The sequence below is a fragment of the Microcoleus sp. S13_B4 genome, from assembly GCF_036700885.1.
In the GTDB taxonomy this organism is placed as follows: domain Bacteria; phylum Cyanobacteriota; class Cyanobacteriia; order Cyanobacteriales; family Microcoleaceae; genus Microcoleus.
Genome location: NZ_JAUBPU010000003.1, coordinates 150,387 through 167,153, shown reverse-complemented (window position 1 = coordinate 167,153; position 16,767 = coordinate 150,387). Strand labels below are relative to the sequence as shown.

Sequence of the window (16,767 nt, the reverse complement as noted above, 5' to 3'; positions counted from 1 at the left end):
CCTAGGCTGATTTATTTGCACCTACCTGCTTACTGAAACCGAAAAGTTTCTGTAATTAATTTAGCCTGAACAATTTTGCCCAGAGATTCCATCAATGGTTGAGCTATCTTAATCTCACCCTGCGGTTGAATGGGAAGGATGATACTGACAGCAACCCAAGACGCGCGGCGGTTCGAGAGTCTAGCAATGCTGTCTTCCCAAAACCAACGGCTGGTTGCTGGAGAACCACCGTTAGGCCAAGCGTACCACTGCACGACAGCAAAAGTTTGTTGGGGAGTCCAGCTTCGGAAAAACCTCGCCTCGACAGTAGGCGGTGGCTGGCCGGGTATTGGTGTTAATTTAACTGTAAACCTCAAAGTGCGATGAGAATCGGTTTGCCATCGGTGAAATCCATCGATATCTAGCCATTCCACTTGGGGCTGGTTTTTGGGGTAATTTTGAGGCAACAGCAATAAAATGGCAATTGTGCGATCATTTTTAATTTCTTCAACTAACCATCTGTGACCGCCAATTTGGACGTTATTCTGAACGGCTATAACCTGCCACCCAGGAATTTTTATCCCGTTTTGGCGCAAACTTCTTAATTGCTTAAGGTTGGCAAGGGTTGGTGGGTTTGTCCAAGGCCACCTTCCCGTCGCGTAGCCGGGAATTGCTACTGCTCCAACTAATACCAGCAAAAACACCAGTACCATAATTTTAGATAATTGATACCGTCGCAGTAGTTTCTGTGCTGAAATCATCTGTTTTATTAATTGCCAGACTGACTTGGGAAATACTTTTCCATCCCGTTGAGGAGAAGTACCAATAACCCTAGTATACAAGCAGAATACAAATCTCCTCCCCATCCGGCGTGCAGCCAAGTAAAAAGCGCCTCTCTGTGGGTTCCGTGAAAGTAAGTTAGTACAGTGTTGCGGAAAATGTTGGAAGTGATGCTAATAATGGATGTACTAACTAAAAACAAAAGGCTTTTTTTGCGAGAGTTCCAAACTCCAGTCCAATCCAGCAGAATTAAGCTGACATAAAGACTGGTAAACAGCATTTTTAAGCCTGCACAGTGCGGAGCAACTTCTACAATGCGCTCGTTTACGTACAGATAAATTTCTTCCACTCTCACGTTGATACCAATCTTAATTAATATCCAGCCTGATGTTTCAGCAATGAATTGCTGTAAGGGCAAGGCGTAGGGTTCTATGAGGTAAGGAATGTGGTTCGGCGAGGCCAGAAATACGAATAAAAGGGGCCTCGCCTGCAATTGTAAGCCGGGAATTCCTTTTAAAGATAAGCAAATGCTTGCCAGCATTACGGGGAGGGATAAATTTACTAAATCGCTCAAGCGACTCAGATAAAAAAGCGTCGCTAGTACCAGCAAAAAGCCTCCCAAAGGATGCGGTGAGTTGGGCAAGCTGCGCCAGCACTTTCGGTTCATCCAAGCAATATAAGCTGCGTAGGGCAAACCAATTAGTCCGTGGCTGAAATATTCGTGTTCGATGCTGATGCTTTTGTTGAGCCAGCCGTCGTACCAGTGTACTAGCAGGGGGGCGTACAGCAGCACTAGCAGCACCGTGATACCTTCCCCCAGGAGGTATCGCTTGAAAACAATGCGAATTCTGCGCTGGATGTGCATGGTTTGAGAAGTTTTAAGATTGCCGCGCTGGATTCGCAACGCTTTCGGGTTTTAAACTGTGAGTTAAAGATTTGTTAATTCCCCACCAAAACGCTTGGAGAACCGCACCCTACTACTTGAAACACCTCCAGCATAAGTTTTATAAAAAATTAGCAATTCAATGATATAGCAATCCTTGCAGGAGTCGTAAATTTTTTACCCCACCCCAACCCTCCCCTTACTAAGGGGAGGGAGTAAGAAATTCAAAAATGATTTAGGATTGCTATAGTTCGATCGCCCGAACAACTTGCTCGATCTGAGTATTGCTCAATCCGGGATACATTGGCAATGATAAAATTTGTTGGCACAGGGTTTCTGCGTGGGGGAAGTCGCCCCGATTGCCTAAGTTTTGGTAGGCGGGTTGCAGGTGACAAGGTACGGGATAGTGTATACCTGTTTGAATGCCCTGTTGGGCGAGTTTTTCCTGAAGAATGTTGCGGTCGATCGAGCTTTCCTCAGTAATTTTGATAACATAGAGGTGATAAATGTGACCGCTGCTGCTGTGGTTGGCGATCGGTACAATGCCTTTGTGTTTCAATGGTGCTAGTAGAGTATTGTAGTGTTGAGCAGCGGCGGTGCGATCGCGATTCCATTTTTCTAAATAAGGCAATTTAACATTGAGCACGGCGGCTTGCAAATTGTCGAGGCGGCTGTTGCTGCCGATTTCTGTGTGCAAATATTTACTGGGTGCTCCGTAATTGCGGAGAGTTCGCATTTTTTCTGCGAGTTGTGCATCATTAGTAATTAACATCCCGCCGTCGCCAAAAGAACCGAGATTTTTGCTGGGATAAAAGCTGAATGCTGCTGCTTTACCAATGGAACCCGCGCGGTATCCTTCTCTCTCGGCTAAGTGCGCTTGGGCGGCATCTTCAAATATGATTAAATCGTGGCGGTTAGCAAAATCTAAAAGCTGCCCAGGCGATACCATTTGACCGTAAAGGTGCACGGGGATAATTGCTTTAGTTTTCGAGGTAACTGCTGTTTCGGCTGCTGTGAGGTCAATCAGGGCGGTTTCCGGGTCACAATCTACAAGAATAGGTATAGCTTTGGCTTGGAGGACGGCGATCGCGGTGGCGATAAAAGTGTTAGCGGGTATGATAATTTCGTCGCCCGGATTAATGCCGCAAGCTTGGAGCCCCAGTGCGATCGCATCAGTTCCGCAAGCCACTCCTACGCCGTATTGTACTCCAGAAGCTGCTGCAAATGCTGTTTCAAATTCCGCGACTGCTTGGCCTAAAATAAAGTCTCCTTGCTCGATAATTTTTCTAATTGCTTCTGCTATTTGGGATTGGATTGGTTGGTGTTGCAAGGAGAGATTTACAAACGGAACTTTGGGCTGGCGGTTACTCATAAACTATCAGGACGTAATTATTTATATTAACATTTAAGGGCAAATAGCTTTTCAAATATTTTAACCGCCGAGGGCGCAGAGTAGCATAGAGAAAATGGATCTTTTTTACAGAATAGCTGCGCCTCATGTCGTTTTTTTTGAGTGAGCAACTAAATTCAACTTTTTCGGTAATATAGAAGCAGAGAATTTTGCAGGAAGTAATCGCAATCATGGAATACAAAAAACTCGGCGACAGCGACTTATCAGTATCTAAAATTTGTTTGGGTACGATGACTTACGGCCAGCAGAACACCGTTGCAGAAGCGGCCCAACAGCTCGATTTGGCGATCGATAGAGGAATCAACTTTATCGATACGGCAGAAATGTATCCCGTCCCTGGAAAGGCGGAAACTCAGGGAAAAACCGAGGAATATATCGGGGAATGGTTGACGAAACAGCAGCGGGATAAAGTCATTATAGCGACTAAAGTAGCGGGCAGAAGCACTCGCTTAAAGTGGATTCGGGAAGGGAAAAATCAGATCGATCGCCAAAATGTCGAAAAAGCCCTGAATGACAGCCTGAAGCGCTTGCAAACTGACTACATCGACCTCTATCAGATCCACTGGCCCGATCGCTACGTGCCGCTATTTGGTGCCCCGGATTACGACATCGCCCAAGAGCACGAAACTGTACCGATTTTGGAACAGTTAGAGGTATTTGCTGACTTGATTAAAGCTGGAAAAATCCGCTATTTAGGTTTGAGCAACGAGACGCCTTGGGGAGTTTGCGAGTTTTGCACGTTGGCGGAAAAACACAGTTTGCCGAAAGTTGTTTCGATTCAGAATGCTTTCAGTTTGAGCAATCGGACATTTCACCTAAATTTAGCAGAAACTTGCCGTTTTAAAAATGTGGGATTGATGGCTTACAGTCCTTTGGGGTTTGGACTGTTAACGGGTAAATACTTGAATGGAATTCCCGAAAATTCTAGGTTGGCTTTATTTGCGGGATTTGGTCAGCGTTACGATAAAACTAATCTGAACGATGCGGTGAAAGCGTATGTTGAGATTGCGGGGAAACATGGGATAAGTCCAGCGCAGATGGCTTTGGCGTATGTGCGATCGCGCTGGTTTGTAACTAGCACAATTATCGGTGCAACAAGTCTCGAACAGTTGCAGGAAAATATCGGTAGTTTGGAGGTGAAGTTGGATCGGGAGATTATAGCGGAAATCGATGCGGTACACGCTAAATATCCTAATCCGACACCGTAAGTTTATTAGTAGGTTGGGTTGAGGTAACAAAACCCAACTTACCACTTTAATATGCGAAAATTACATAAACAGAACTTACGCACTCCGCCAAAAAAATCGGGTTTTTTTTAGTGAATCTGCCGGCTGTAACGAAGTTTTATCGCAAAAAACCCAGTTTCTGAGTTCCCCTGCGTAAGTTTTAGTTGAGGAAGTTTGCAACTTCTGGTTGGGAAAAGGTTTTTGAATGCGATCGCACTCAAGTATTAGATGCGCTGAGAGGTTTTCTTCAGGAAGTGATGCAGCTAGCTGTAGATAAGGGTTACATCACGCTTGAAGAGAAGGAGGAATTTATTCGTCCGGGTTTTGGTAGCAGTACGGATGCTGTGGTATTGAGCAAGTAGTTGGTTTTGTGGGTGTTTTGGGCGCTCGGCTACTATCGACTATAATCCTAATAGGATTATTATCAATTAAGCTTAAAATGAACACGAGAATCAGCAAGATCAAAATAGCCCTAGAACAGTTGAGCGAAGATTTGCTGGCTTTGTCTGATGATATTTGGCTGAGTATTGACCATAACGACTCCGAAGCACTGGATTGGGGCTACTGCTTAAAGAAGGAGTATAACGAGCAAATCGATACTTTTAGTCAAGTCGTTCAAAATATAGGTTCTACTCTTGTACAGTTTGAAAAGATCAGTCTCTTGAATGACTCTAGCACGCCGATTCACGATACTATAAATCAGGGGCGAGACAACAAAAATTTTGAGTATAACGAGAACCAAGCCCACAGTATCAATGAGGATTTTTGCTATAAGCGACCCTGCGGAATGAAACTGGAAAATCAAATATATCCAGGGGATACATGGAAGGCAATATACAGGAAAACGATCAAACATCTATCGGATAAATCTCCCGATATTTTTAACCAACTGCCCGAAAGTGGGTTTGCCAAAGGTCGCCGGAAAGATAAAGTTTATGTTGCTCTTACCCCGGATTCGATGAAATGCCCTGAAAATATTGCTGGCGGGCTCTACTTTGAAACAAATTTGTCAGCTAACTCGATTCGTGACAGTATCCACAAGTTATTGAGAGTGTTTTCTATCCCGGATAGCGAGATAGTTTTCTATCTACGCGAAGACAAAGAGGTAGAGGAACTTGGGGAGCCGATATCCGCACAAAATAAGACATGACATTAATAAATTTAACAATCTTCCCTCGCTTGCCCTTTTCCTCCCTAAAAATAGGAAAATGGTAAAAGGCGATCGCACTTGACCCTAAAATCTTTCTCAACTAAACCCATGAGTACAATTCGCTTACAACTAGCCGAATACTTGAAATGTCGAGGTTTCACCCCCGAAAACTTAGTCGAAGCTGTCGGCGAAACACTCAATCCTAAAACCGTATACCAACTGATCGAAAAAGCCGAAAACCTCAGCCACCTAGACTTATCCGTCTTAGCCGCCATTATAGATGGCTTGAGCAAACTCAATGGTTTTCCAGTTGGCATCCCAGAAGTGCTAATATTTTTTCCTGACATTTCCGAGGAAGCATTGGCAAAATCGCCTTGGCGTCAACTTTACCTCGTCGATAATGAAATTCCTCCCTATGATTGGGGAGATGTAGACCCCATGAAACTTGGTCAACCCGTGCGCTATATACCGGGAGTAGGTGCTGTTATTCTTGAAGACGAAAGGGTATAGCAATAAGCGTGGCTAATAGATTCACCATTCGCGATATTTTACTGGTTGATTTCCCTCCTCAAACGCCTACACTTCACGAACAGCAAGGAATACGCCCTGCTGTAGTAGTGGGGAGGCCAAGCAACACAGGTATGATACGTTTTGAGCTTGTGATTGTTGTGCCGATTACCAGACAATCAGGAGATTGGACTGCACAAAATCCAATTTTATACCCAAGTCTTCAGGCTGGAGTGGGAAATCTAACCGCCGACTCGATAGTATTGCTCGATCAAGTACGCGCTGTAGATATCCGGCGAGTATTGCGGTATCTTGGCAGTTTAACCGCAGAAGAGTATCAGCCGATCGCCAATGGACTAAAAGCCATGTTTGGCTTTTGAATTATCCCTTCATCAGCGTTTATCTGCGTGCATCTGCTGTTAAAAATCCCCCTCAATTCCCTGACAACAAGCTTAATGTCCCAATAGCTTATCCCGCAAATGCTTAATACGATCGCGCAATTTACCCGCCTCCTCAAACTCCAACTTCTTAGCCGCCGCCTTCATCTGCGCTTCCAACCGCCCAATTAACTGAGGAATCTCATCCAAAGATAACTCGTTTACCTGTTCGTAAACCTCCTCCAACTGTTGAGAATTCAGCTTGCGCGACACGTCCAAAAATGCCAAAATCGCATTACTCGATCGCTTTTTCGCGATCGGCTGCGGCGTAATCCCGTGCATCTTATTGTACGCTAGCTGAATCCCCCGGCGTCGATCCGTTTCGTCGATCGCCTTAACCATACTATCCGTCAAATTATCCGCGTACAAAATAGCCTGTCCCTGAACGTGCCGCGCCGCCCTTCCAATCGTTTGAATCAACGAACGTCCCGATCGCAAAAACCCCTCTTTATCCGCATCCAAAATTACCACCAGCGAAACTTCCGGCAAATCCAAACCTTCCCGCAGCAAGTTAACACCAATCAATACATCAAACTTACCATCCTGCAAATCTTGGATAATTTCGATGCGTTGAATCGACTGAATTTCCGAGTGCAAATACCGGACTTTAATAGCCCTCTCCTGCAAATATTCGGTTAAATCTTCCGCCATCCGCTTGGTTAAAGTCGTCACCAAAACTCGCTCGTCCCGACTTACTCTCTCCTTGATTTCCCCCAACAAATCATCAATTTGTCCTTCCGTCGGGCGCACGAAAATTGTCGGATCTATTACTCCTGTAGGGCGAATTACTTGCTCTGCAACTCTGCCTTCCGATATTTCCATTTCCCAATCCCCAGGCGTAGCAGAAACAAAGATGCACTGATTTTCTTTTGCCCAAAATTCCTCAGCTTTTAAAGGGCGGTTATCTGCCGCGCTGGGCAAACGAAAACCGTGTTCGATCAATACTTTCTTGCGCGCTTGGTCGCCGTTGTACATCCCCCGAATTTGCGGCACTGTGACGTGAGATTCATCTATCACCAACATCCAATCTTTCGGGAAATAATCAATCAAACATTCTGGCGGTTCCCCCGCATTTCTCCCTGCTAAATGCCGCGAATAATTCTCGACTCCGTTGCAGTAACCTACCTCGCGCAGCATTTCCAAATCGTAGCGGGTGCGCTGTTCCAACCGCTGAGCTTCTAATAGTTTACCCTGTTTTTCAAATTCTGCCAGTCGGTCTTCTAATTCGAGTTCTATTCCTTGGCAAGCTGCCTCTAATTTATCTTCTGCAGTGACAAAGTGGCGAGCTGGATAAATATTTAAAGCGGTTGAACTTTGCAGGATTTTACCTGTTACGGGGTCAACGTAGCGAATGGCATCGATTTCGTCGCCGAAGAATTCAACGCGAATAATTCTATCTTCGTAAGCGGGGCCAATTTCCAAAACATCGCCTTTGACGCGAAATTTGCCTCTGCCTAAATCTATGTCATTGCGGCTGTATTGGACGTTCACTAAATCTCGCAAAACTTGCCGCTGGTTGACTTCCATTCCTACTCGCAAAGGAATAGCAGCTTTCAGGTATTCTGCGGGCATTCCCAAACCGTAGATGCAGCTAATTGAAGCAACTACAATTACGTCACGACGTTCAAAGAGCGATCGCGTGGCTGAGTGCCGCAGCATATCGATCTCGTCGTTAATTGCTGCCGTTTTCTCAATGAAAGTATCGGTGACGGCGATGTATGCTTCAGGTTGGTAGTAGTCGTAATAACTGACAAAGTATTCGACTGCATTGTTGGGGAAAAAATTACGCAGTTCGTTGCACAGTTGAGCTGCTAGGGTTTTGTTGTGTGCTAGGACTAAGGTGGGTCTGCCGACTTTTTCAATCACCGAGGCAATGGAGAAGGTTTTGCCCGTACCTGTGGCACCGAGTAAGGTTTGAAATCGATCGCCCGCTTCGATGCCTTTGACAAGTTGCTTGATCGCTAGCGGTTGGTCGCCTGTGGGCTGGAAGGGCGCTTGCAATTGAAAAGATGCTGCCGCAGTTACCATAGGAAAATGTAGCTATTACCCATAAATCTTAACAAAAATGCAGAGATTCTGCCATTTCGTTAAAAAAATAGTTAGACTTTGTAATATTATTTTAATCATCGGCCGAAATAGAAAGCAGAAAGCCCACAAAAGCAGTTGTCCGCACCCAGGAATCAACGCCCAAAAATAAGCGAGGAAAAGAATTATGGATACGAGCAGTACAGGTACAAGCAAAAGCAAAGCGATCGCCCGCCGCGGCAAAGGCAGTTCCAAAAGCCAACCAACAGAACCCACGGATGCCAAAGCAACAGGAATCCAACTTTATCGGCCGCAACACCTGCATGACAATCGCCCCGTCGGCCCAGACGATTTTACCATCAGCGAGACCGTCTCGATGTCGGGGAATCGCCCGATCGGCGCTAGCACCCTGCACATCAGCGAAACCTACGGCATTGTAGGCAATCGCCCGGTCGAATCCAGCGAGTTGGAAGTGGTGGGGACAGTGGGGAGACGCCCCATCGGTTCCAGCGCCATGCAAGTCAGCGAGATGTTCAGTATGTCCGGTGCCCGCCCTATTGGCATCAGCACTCTGCACATTGATGAAGTTTACTCCACAATGGGAGGAAACCGCCCCATTGCCTCAAACGAAATTGACGATAGCTCGACATTAATGGGCTTTTTAGATTAATTAGTCAGTTGTTAGTTGTTAGTTGTTAGTTGTCATCTGCTACCAATAACTAATAACTAATAACTAATAACTAATAACCACTGCTAACAGTCAACTAACTACTTCTCGATACCCTGATATTTGCTCAATAAAGCAGCAAAGCGCTTGTAATCCACAGGCTTCCTCACATACTCAGCCGCTCCCAATTCCAAACCCTGATTTTGGTCGTCCAAAAAAGTTATCATAATCACTGGAATATCAACCAAATCCTGATCGGCTTTCAATGCCGACAGCACCGCCCAGCCGTCCATACTTGGCATCATCACGTCCAGAATAATCGCGTCCGGCAGCAACTCCTTAGCCAAGAGAAGCCCCCCTTGACCGCTAGCCGACGATCGCACCCGAAATCCCTGTTTCGACAAGCAGCGAGTCATCAAATCCCGCGCGTCCGGATCGTCGTCAATCACCAGCACAGTAGCAGCATCCGGCAGATCCAGCGGTTGCGATCGCACTGCTTTTTGCTTCGCTTCTGTCGCTTCTGCACTCGTGTCTAAATCCTGGGAAGGCTCGGCCTCAATTTCTGGGATTTCTAGATCGTCCTGCGCTTCTTTCGGGCTTGTAATCGCAATCGGCAACCGGATCGTAAAACTAGAACCGCAATTAAATTCGCTCTCAACGGTAATGTCTCCGCCCATCATCTGGCAAAATCTCCGGCTAATTGTCAGCCCCAAACCGGTGCCGCCGTATTTGCGGGTAGTAGAATCGTCCGCTTGAGTGAAAGCTCCGAACAGCCTCGACACCTGATCGTCAGTCATGCCGATGCCGGTATCGGTTACTTGAAAGACGATGGAAGGCTGTTGACACCGAGAAGGATCTGCCGAGAGTTCTTCGGAATTGCCGATCGGCAAAACCTCCCCTTCTTCTTTCCAAACATTAATCGTAATTTTGCCTCGATCGGTAAACTTAGCAGCATTGGTCACCAAATTCAACAGCGCTTGCCGCAGCTTTGACACATCAGAGTATATCGTGCCAATATTGCGATCGCAATTGACAATCAAAGTATTGCCATTTTTCCCTAGCTGGGGTTGAACAGTAGTGACAACCTGCTCGAGCAAATTCAACACATCAAAAGTCTCCAAGAAAAGAGTCATCTTTCCTGCTTCAATTTTAGAAATATCCAGGATGTCACTAATAATGGTGAGCAACTGCTTGCCTGCCATATTAATGCTTGCCAAATCCATCACAAACTCTTCTTCGCCGAGTTCCAGAGCCTCTTCTTGCAGCAGCTCGCTGTACCCAATAATCGCATTCAAGGGCGTCCGCAACTCGTGAGTCATATTTGCCAAAAAAGTGCTTTTCGCCCGGTTGGCAGCTTCAGCAGCATTCTTAGCAACTTCCAATTCGCCCGATCGTTCCTCTAGCTGCCGCTGTCGCACTTCCAAACCGTTGAGCAAACTGCTAATTTGCTGAGCCATTGTATTGAGAGTAGAAGATAGCACGCCGATCGCGTCATTAGAAACCACAGGCGAGCGAGCCGTCAAATCACCGCTCGCCATCTGTTCGGCAGTTTCCCGCAGCAAGCCGAGATTCCGAATAATTGCCGACACCGACACAAAAGCCACTATCCCCGCGATCGAACTCAAAACCAAAGCCCCGAGCAGCCAGTGCTGAGTGCGGCTCACCAAAGCCAGAGTTTGCTGCACCAGCACCGCCATTGCTGCCTCTGGAACCCCCGCCACCGGAGCTGAGGCAGCGTCTATTGTCAGCAAATAGTTCTTCATCTCCACAGAACCCATCCACCCGATTCCCACCGCCATCCAAGTTATCAGTACCAAGATGACAAACAGCGCGATCAAAGAAGCCCGAGTTCCAAGAGAAATCCCCCTCGTAGCAAGTGCCGCCGCCCAAGGATAGGTTTTGAGAAAAGGATCTGGCCGAACCGGTGCGCCGGAATTCCAAATCTCCTCAATTTGACCGTCCGACCGCACTTTACCAATCCGCACTGTTTTCCAGATATGCTGCGTTTGAGCATCTATTTTTACCTTGCCCGAGGGCGCTGCAAACTCAATATTTTTAGCAGCAGCCCTGACTTTAACCACATCTGTAGAACCAGCTTTTTCTACTGCTTGCTTCCACAGGTAAACGCCCAAATAAGCCGCTTCGATCGGGTCATCCGTGACTCTATTTTCCCCGTATCGGGCTTTATAAGCCTTGACAAATTTACGATTTTCCGGTGTATCCACCGTTTGAAAATAGTTCCAAACCACCAAATGTCCAGCAATATTGGACGGCCCTATCGCCCGCACTTCCTCTTCTGCTACGCTGACCGACATCACCGGCAAATCATCGGGTTTCAAGCCAGCTTCCCGCAGCTTTTGGAAAAAAGCCACATTGCTATCGCCGTTGAGAGTGTTGAGAATAGCATCCGGTTTCACTGCTACAATATGTGCGATCGCCTCGCCCACTTCCGTCGATCCCAGCGACAGATATACTTCCCCCGCCAACTCTCCCCCTAGTGCCGCCAGTTGAGCTTTCACAATCCGATTTGCCGTCCGAGGAAAGAGATAGTCCGAACCCAACAGGAAAATTTTCCGCTTCCCCTGTGCCAGCAAGTAATTCACCCCAGGCACAATCTGTTGGTTCGGGGCAGCACCAGTGTAGACAATATTCGGACACTGTTCTAGCCCTTCATACTGCACCGGATAGAACAGCAACCCTTTGCCCTGGTCGAAAGCCTGCTGTACAGCTTTGCGGCTCGCCGAAGTCCAACAGCCAAATACCACCGACACCTGCGCTTCTAGGAGCAATTGCTTAGCTTTTTGAGCAAAAGTCTGCAAATCGCTGGCTCCATCTTCTATAACCGCTTCCAAGGGGCGTCCGAGTACCCCTCCCGCCGCATTAATTTCCTCAACAGCCAATAGCGTCGCATCTTTAACAGAAATTTCGCTGATGGACATCGTGCCCGTCAGCGAATGCAACACGCCTATTTTGATCGGCTCACGAGTCCTGCCAGCTTCTGCGAGGGGGTTACTGCTCCTTGCTACCATACGGTTTTAAATACTTTTTACTAATAACAGAAATTTTAGTTCGATCCGGCACGAAGTTAGCCTTGAGGCTAAGTCTTGTTTCGCAGATTATTTAACCCAAGCGCCACACAACTTGCCAATTGCGGCACCTTGTTGATTCTAACGGTCAAACTGCTCTACATCAGACTTAAGTCTGCATTAAATCTGTCGCCTATTTCTCTCTTCATCTTTTACGGATCTCGAAACAACCTCATCAAACAAACCAGAGAATGTAGTTATGGTGCGCCCGCCGCATAAAAATTATCGCTCTCCCCCGCTCTCCCCGCTCCTCCCCTCTCCCCAACTCATTCACGGGATTACCCTTGCAGGTCATCAATAATTTCAAGCTCTCACGCAGTCTTCCCCTTCCCCTATCTCCCTTCCGGCAGATGGAAGTCTCCGTACTTTTAACTATTACCCAGCCCCTCTTTCTTCAGGCAGAGGGCAGTGTTCGTGATTTCCCTTACAATAAAATTAAGGTTAACTTCTAAGTACCCTTGTTAAAAATAAATTTTGCCAACAATAGGGGAAAAACTAATGAATACTGAAGAAAATGCGACCCACCCTGGCAGCGAAACTCAAGTAACGCTACCAAAATCAAGAGAAATATTGCTGGGTGAGGAAACAGAAAAAGCGCTCGGTGAGCAAAAACAAAAGGATTCTCAAACAATGCGCGCTGTGGAACAGTTGAAAGAAGAACTTCAGCACAAAATAGATGAAGAATGTCCTCCCAAGGTTAATTAAAACTAATAGCGATTTTTTTAGGGTGTGGGTAAGATGCGGTCTTGCCCACACTCGCTTTTTGAAGGCAGAAGGCAGAAGGCAGAATTAAATAAAAATTTATACTTTCAAAGTATTTTTTGTAAAAAAAAAAGTCTTGGACGCACGGGTGACTATCCACCAGTTTTTTCACATAAATACTTCATTGCAGCCAGCAGAAACGGTAAAAAACCCGGTAAGTATGAAAGTGGCAGTCCGTCCAAGACAGAAAAATAACTTTTCCCTATTCCATCTTGATTTGTTCTTCATTCTTTCTTCCTAGAGGTAGAGTGCAACGCCGCTCCTAGTTACCTATGATGAATTTATAAAGTAAAAAATGTCTGATTAGATACAGATAGGGAGAAACCAATGAGCACTGAAGATAGAGCAAAGGCAACTGGCAACAACATCGCAGGCGCGGCTCAAGAAGCCCTAGGCAATATTACTGGCGACCCGAAGGATAAAGCAGAAGGCAAAGCCAAGCAGGCAAAAGCTGAAGCGGGTCACGCGATCGAAGATGTAAAAGATGAGCTCAAAAAGAAACTAGACTAAGCCTAATACTAATTGAGAGGGTCGAGCAACCTTGACCCTTTCAAGTATTCCAAATGTTTTCAGAACGGAGGAAAAAAGGTGAGTTTATTGCAGCAGAGTCGCAAAATAATTGCGGGCCTAGTCTTGGTATTAATGCTGGTAGTTACTACTGCCTGCGCGCCCAGCGTTTCAGCCCAAAAACCGACTGATGTACCTGTAGCAATTGGTGGCAGTCAGGGTTATTACGCGCAGCTAGAACGCGGGAATACCGCCACAGGTCAAGATTTTGGTCAATGGGTAACAAAAACGGCTAAGGGCTTGGTTCAGGATGCTTACGTCCGCGACAATAACAAATTGGGAGTTGTAATTACCCCGGAAGTGCGGCCGACAGAAGTGAAAGATTTGGCCAAATCTTTAGCACAAGGTTTTCACCGCAATTTCCCAAATCAGGATGTAAGTGTTTTGGTTTACGCTCCTGACAAAAAACTGATTTTGACGGCTAAGTACGACCAGCAATCAAATCAAATTGAATACAAGTCTTGACCTGGTTAGAAAGCTTAAATAACAGCCGCGTGGCGGTTTAATATTCCGCAGTTTTTTGAAGGCGAAAAAATCTCAAGTAGAGATCGAACTGTTGTTTAGATTGGAAAAGATTTACCATGAGTAGCAGCGATAATTACAAGCGTCAAATCATGAACGATTTAGCGCAGGGCGATCGAGAAATGATGCCGGAGACAACTGGTGAAGATTACGAAAATTTTGACGATTTTGCTCAGAGAACTTCGCCGGCTCAGCGCAAACAATTATTCGGGCGTTCGCTGAATCACGACTCCCTACCGCCGGCTCAGTTGGAACCGGAATTGCAAAAGGCGATCGCCCAAATTAAGCCAAACGAACGTGACGATGTAGCGCGGGAATTCTTCAAGCAGTTGGGCAAGAGAGGATTGGACGAGCGCCAATTGGAAAAGCAGCTAGGACTTTCTACCCATCACGCCAGTCGCATGACTGCTGACGATGTTACCAAGTTGGCCTCGTTTACCTATCACAATCACCCGGATATTTTCCGAGAAGTGCTGGCAGAACAGCCGAGTTTGATGAAGTTTTTGGGCAATCCAGTTGTTGCAGGTATTTTGGGAATAGTTGCAGCTAAATGGCTCAACAACCGCAAATAGTCTCCGATTCATAGAAACCTAAAAGCGGATAATAAGTGCAGCAAATAAAAGGACGATCGCCCGGGCGATCGTCCTTTTATATTTTATATCTAGTTCTGTAAAATAACCCAACTCCCATTTGTAGTGAAGACTTGAGTCCTCATAAGATTCCGAGGACTTTAGTCTTCACTACAAACTATTTTAATTGCGGTCGTTCTAAGGGACATAATATTATAATAAATCCCTAGGCTCTAAATCTTAATTATGAGACTGGTAGTTGTTTGGGTGATTAACACCCCTTGCAAATTACCGACTACGAATTACCGATGGCCAATGGCTAATTATTGCTCAAAGCTAAAAATAGCTGGACAGCAGTCAACAGCGGTATACCTGACACTCCGCAAAATTAAATGTAGGATTAAGTGTTGCTGTGAATCAGAAAAAAAGATGAACTTATCCACTATTTGGCGAAAACTCCGCAGCCAGCAAGCCTTGTGCTTTGCTGCACTCCTGGCAGGTTGCCTGGTATTTATCGGTTGTTCCCCCGCCCAGTCAGCGGCTGGCAATTCAGTCGATCCCAAGTTGAAAGAGCAAGTCTTGCAGATTATCCGCGAAAACCCGCAAGCAATTTTAGAGTCGGTACAAGCGTACCAGCAACAGCAGCAGCAGTCTCTCAAAGCAGCGCAGCAGTCATTTTTGCAGGAGATGAAAACTAATCCCAAATCTTCGATCGGGGATTCTCCCAGCACGGGCTCAGCTTCGCAGCAGATTGTACTTTTAGAATTCTCTGACTTTCAATGTCCGTTTTGCGCGCGCGCTTACGATACTGTCAAGCAGTTTATGGCAAAACACCAGGACAAAGTTACTTTAGCTTACAAGCATTTTCCCTTGACTTCTATTCACCCTCAAGCGCTGCCAGCAGCTAAAGCAGCTTGGGCTGCTGGGCAGCAGGGCAAATTCTGGGAATATTACAGCGCTTTGTTTGAAGGGCAGAAAGAGTTAGGCGAACCATTGTACGGATCGATCGCCCAAAAGCTCAATCTCAAATTAGATAAATTCAACACCGATCGCAACAGCCCTGCTGCCGAAGCCGCCATTGGGAAAGACGTGCAACTCGCTCAACAATTGGGCATTGAAGGCACTCCATTTTTTATTATGAACGGCCAAACTTTCTCCGGGGCGATCGAGCTTTCTGAGATGGAAAGCATTCTCGCCTCTGTCTCCAAATAAGTAATTCATGACTCTTGGAAACTGAGTCTAAAAATTCGTTCCCAGCCTGCTTGGGCTGGGAACGAGAAAAACCAGAAAAACTCGAAAAATCTTTGATTAAACCGCAGCCAACTCAGGAGTCGGGCGCTTGCTGTGGCGGATACCCTCGATCGCCGCTGCGTAATCATTCGCCTTAAACACAGCAGAACCAGCGACGATCGCATTTGCGCCCGCTTCCAGAACCTGCCAAGTATTGTTCCCCTTCAAACCGCCATCCACCTCAATCCAAGGATCGAGGCCCTTGTCGTCGCACATTTTACGCAACTGGCGAATTTTCGGCAAAACAGCCGGGATAAAACTTTGACCACCGAAGCCGGGATTGACGCTCATAATCAGCACCAAATCGCAAAGTTCCAGCACGTACTCGATCAACTCCAGCGGCGTCGAAGGATTCAGAACCACACCAGCCATTTTGCCCAATTCCCGAATTTGGCCGAGGGTGCGGTGCAAGTGAGGCGAAGCATTGTGTTCCGCGTGAACCGAAATAATGTCCGCACCAGCCTTAGCGAAGTCCTCGACGTACTTCTCTGGCTCCACAATCATCAAGTGGACATCGATCACCTTGGTAGTAACGGGGCGAATTGCCTCAACAATCAGCGGCCCGATAGTAATATTAGGAACAAAGCGACCGTCCATCACATCTACGTGAATCCAGTCAGCCCCAGCTCGATCGACAGCCTGAATCTCTTCTCCGAGACGGCTAAAATCGGCTGATAATATGGATGGAGCAATAACAATCGGTTTTTGGGATTGGGTCATGGCTTTCGTGGGTTCTCCTGTCTCCTGTGCTGTATCCAGTTTATCAAAATACGGGTCTCCGGGCCGAAAAGTTGCCAACGCTTGATCACCAGATCGGGAGCGCCGAAAAATTTGGCCTCTGACAGACAAGTTTTGCGATCGCCCCAGCCCTGGTCTCGGAATTTTGGTTTAGGATATAAATTTTAC

The 16,767-nt window shown here is 46.5% G+C and carries 17 protein-coding genes; 11 read left to right on the top strand and 6 right to left on the bottom strand.

Going from position 1 to position 16,767, the window contains the following annotated elements:
• Positions 1-29: 29 nt before the first annotated feature.
• The 3 genes from QT994_RS03465 to QT994_RS03455 form a co-directional block, all read right to left on the bottom strand.
• Entirely contained in the window at positions 30-740 is a 711-nt protein-coding gene (locus tag QT994_RS03465) for a cyanoexosortase B system-associated protein (RefSeq protein WP_333171799.1), read from the bottom strand.
• 8 nt (positions 741-748) lie between these two features.
• Positions 749-1,624 (bottom strand): cyanoexosortase B, encoded by an 876-nt coding sequence (gene crtB, locus QT994_RS03460; RefSeq protein ID WP_333171934.1) that lies wholly within the window; start codon positions 1,622-1,624, stop codon positions 749-751.
• Positions 1,625-1,886: 262 nt separating this feature from the next.
• Positions 1,887-3,014 (bottom strand): DegT/DnrJ/EryC1/StrS family aminotransferase, encoded by a 1,128-nt coding sequence (locus QT994_RS03455; RefSeq protein ID WP_333171797.1) that lies wholly within the window; start codon positions 3,012-3,014, stop codon positions 1,887-1,889.
• Between the two features lie 209 nt (positions 3,015-3,223).
• Here QT994_RS03455 and QT994_RS03450 point away from each other — a divergent pair, with 209 nt between their 5' ends.
• The 5 genes from QT994_RS03450 (at position 3,224) to QT994_RS03430 (ending at position 6,316) form a co-directional block, all read left to right on the top strand.
• Positions 3,224-4,261: an NADP(H)-dependent aldo-keto reductase gene (locus QT994_RS03450; RefSeq protein ID WP_333171795.1), complete on the top strand. Its 1,038-nt coding sequence runs from the start codon at positions 3,224-3,226 to the stop codon at positions 4,259-4,261.
• A gap of 182 nt (positions 4,262-4,443) precedes the next feature.
• On the top strand, positions 4,444-4,641 hold the full coding sequence (locus QT994_RS03445; protein ID WP_333171793.1) for a hypothetical protein: 198 nt from the start codon (positions 4,444-4,446) through the stop codon (positions 4,639-4,641).
• Between the two features lie 119 nt (positions 4,642-4,760).
• The gene (locus tag QT994_RS03440) at positions 4,761-5,429 is read left to right on the top strand and encodes a hypothetical protein (protein ID WP_333171791.1); all 669 of its coding nucleotides are present in this window, start codon (positions 4,761-4,763) and stop codon (positions 5,427-5,429) included.
• 108 nt (positions 5,430-5,537) lie between these two features.
• Positions 5,538-5,939, top strand: a complete 402-nt coding sequence (locus QT994_RS03435; protein ID WP_333171789.1) for a hypothetical protein — start codon at positions 5,538-5,540, stop codon at positions 5,937-5,939.
• An 8-nt stretch (positions 5,940-5,947) separates the two neighbouring features.
• Positions 5,948-6,316, top strand: coding sequence for a type II toxin-antitoxin system PemK/MazF family toxin (locus QT994_RS03430; RefSeq protein WP_333171787.1), 369 nt, complete (start codon positions 5,948-5,950; stop codon positions 6,314-6,316).
• A gap of 72 nt (positions 6,317-6,388) precedes the next feature.
• Here the strand turns inward: QT994_RS03430 and uvrB are convergent, their stop codons facing one another.
• Positions 6,389-8,401 (bottom strand): excinuclease ABC subunit UvrB, encoded by a 2,013-nt coding sequence (gene uvrB / locus QT994_RS03425; RefSeq protein WP_333049420.1) that lies wholly within the window; start codon positions 8,399-8,401, stop codon positions 6,389-6,391.
• A 184-nt stretch (positions 8,402-8,585) separates the two neighbouring features.
• Between uvrB and QT994_RS03420 the strand changes: the two genes are divergently transcribed.
• A complete protein-coding gene (locus tag QT994_RS03420) occupies positions 8,586-9,068 on the top strand; it encodes a hypothetical protein (protein ID WP_333171785.1) in 483 nt (160 codons plus the stop codon).
• A 98-nt stretch (positions 9,069-9,166) separates the two neighbouring features.
• Here the strand turns inward: QT994_RS03420 and urtA are convergent, their stop codons facing one another.
• Positions 9,167-12,094, bottom strand: coding sequence for an urea ABC transporter substrate-binding protein (urtA, locus tag QT994_RS03415; RefSeq protein WP_333171783.1), 2,928 nt, complete (start codon positions 12,092-12,094; stop codon positions 9,167-9,169).
• Between the two features lie 555 nt (positions 12,095-12,649).
• Here urtA and QT994_RS03410 point away from each other — a divergent pair.
• The 5 genes from QT994_RS03410 (at position 12,650) to QT994_RS03390 (ending at position 15,783) form a co-directional block, all read left to right on the top strand.
• Positions 12,650-12,856, top strand: a complete 207-nt coding sequence (locus QT994_RS03410; protein ID WP_333049415.1) for a hypothetical protein — start codon at positions 12,650-12,652, stop codon at positions 12,854-12,856.
• Positions 12,857-13,240: 384 nt separating this feature from the next.
• Positions 13,241-13,423: a CsbD family protein gene (locus tag QT994_RS03405; protein WP_333049413.1), complete on the top strand. Its 183-nt coding sequence runs from the start codon at positions 13,241-13,243 to the stop codon at positions 13,421-13,423.
• Positions 13,424-13,501: 78 nt separating this feature from the next.
• Positions 13,502-13,945 carry a hypothetical protein gene (locus QT994_RS03400; RefSeq protein ID WP_333049411.1) on the top strand — a complete coding sequence of 148 codons (444 nt, stop codon included), beginning with the start codon at positions 13,502-13,504 and terminating at the stop codon, positions 13,943-13,945.
• Between the two features lie 116 nt (positions 13,946-14,061).
• Complete coding sequence (locus QT994_RS03395) at positions 14,062-14,574, top strand: hypothetical protein (RefSeq protein ID WP_333171781.1); 513 nt, start codon at positions 14,062-14,064, stop codon at positions 14,572-14,574.
• Between the two features lie 426 nt (positions 14,575-15,000).
• Complete coding sequence (locus QT994_RS03390; RefSeq protein WP_333049406.1) at positions 15,001-15,783, top strand: thioredoxin domain-containing protein; 783 nt, start codon at positions 15,001-15,003, stop codon at positions 15,781-15,783.
• A 96-nt stretch (positions 15,784-15,879) separates the two neighbouring features.
• Here QT994_RS03390 and rpe read toward each other — a convergent pair whose 3' ends face one another.
• Positions 15,880-16,581, bottom strand: a complete 702-nt coding sequence (gene rpe / locus QT994_RS03385) for a ribulose-phosphate 3-epimerase (RefSeq protein ID WP_006632078.1) — start codon at positions 16,579-16,581, stop codon at positions 15,880-15,882.
• Between the last annotated feature and the right edge of the window lie 186 nt (positions 16,582-16,767).